The sequence below is a fragment of the Pseudomonas sp. HMSC057H01 genome (genome assembly GCF_001836405.1).
Lineage (GTDB): Bacteria > Pseudomonadota > Gammaproteobacteria > Pseudomonadales > Pseudomonadaceae > Pseudomonas > Pseudomonas aeruginosa.
In genome coordinates, this window is record NZ_KV828395.1 from 1 (window position 1) to 749 (window position 749).

At 43.3% G+C, this 749-nt stretch carries 1 protein-coding gene and 1 pseudogene; both read right to left on the reverse strand.

Annotation, left to right across the window (positions count from 1 at the left end):
- Positions 1–185: 185 nt before the first annotated feature.
- Entirely contained in the window at positions 186–464 is a 279-nt protein-coding gene (locus tag HMPREF2581_RS31655; protein ID WP_071535556.1) for a YrhB domain-containing protein, read from the reverse strand.
- Positions 464–592 (reverse strand): annotated as a pseudogene (locus HMPREF2581_RS33780) (toxin glutamine deamidase domain-containing protein); the annotation flags it as partial. The gene HMPREF2581_RS31655 and the pseudogene HMPREF2581_RS33780, both read right to left, overlap by 1 nt.
- Positions 593–749 lie beyond the last annotated feature (157 nt).

Consider the following 749-nt stretch of genomic DNA (forward strand, 5'->3'; position numbering starts at 1 on the left):
CAACTGCTCCAGAGCTGCATAGGTTTCCCTCCAGCTCTTGACCAGCTCATAAACACCGGAAAATAAATCTGTCCCCTTTATTAGTGGGCTTTCGCTAAACTCTCTCGCGCATCTGTACCAAAGCGTGCGAAATCATCGGCATTCGAGAAAACTTTGGGAATTACGGCCCCTTTTACAGCACTAAATCACCCCAACTTCACGGATTTTTTTATGTAGTCATCCAAATAACTCTCTAAAGGTTTTGCTGTTCCGAGAATATGAAGTTCACCAGATTGCCTATCAATCAAAAATGGCGCATTCCCTGCGAGCTGAGCTGACAAATTACCGGTTTCCATAAACTCCTTTGACTGGTAGCAGAAATACCACCCTTCGGAAAACTCACCCTCATATGTAATTTGCAAAGGGACTTCCGAATCCATTAAATATTCCTTTGCCTTCTTCAATGCGCACGCATAAGTGATCATCAATTAGTCCTCAATAATTGCAGTGATTTGAAGCCCCCTAAATTTGCCGGCTTCCCAGTCTGTCCATCAAGGAATCTAACAACACCATTTTGATTAACCACATTAAAAACATGGCCTGGCTGACCCGGACCATAAGATCCAAATACGAGAAAAGGGGACTACGAGAAAAGGGGACAGATTTATTTTCCCTACTCTAGTTTTGGCTAGTGCTTATATTTCTCATTTCCACTGTATACCACTGCCGATCTTACCCACACTGAACCACGTGAAGCGGATAGTTCAGTA

Coding starts and splice junctions, on each gene's coding strand:
- HMPREF2581_RS31655 (WP_071535556.1), bottom strand. CDS start 464: ATGATCACTTATGCGTGCGCATTGAAGAAGGCAAAGGAATATTTAATG.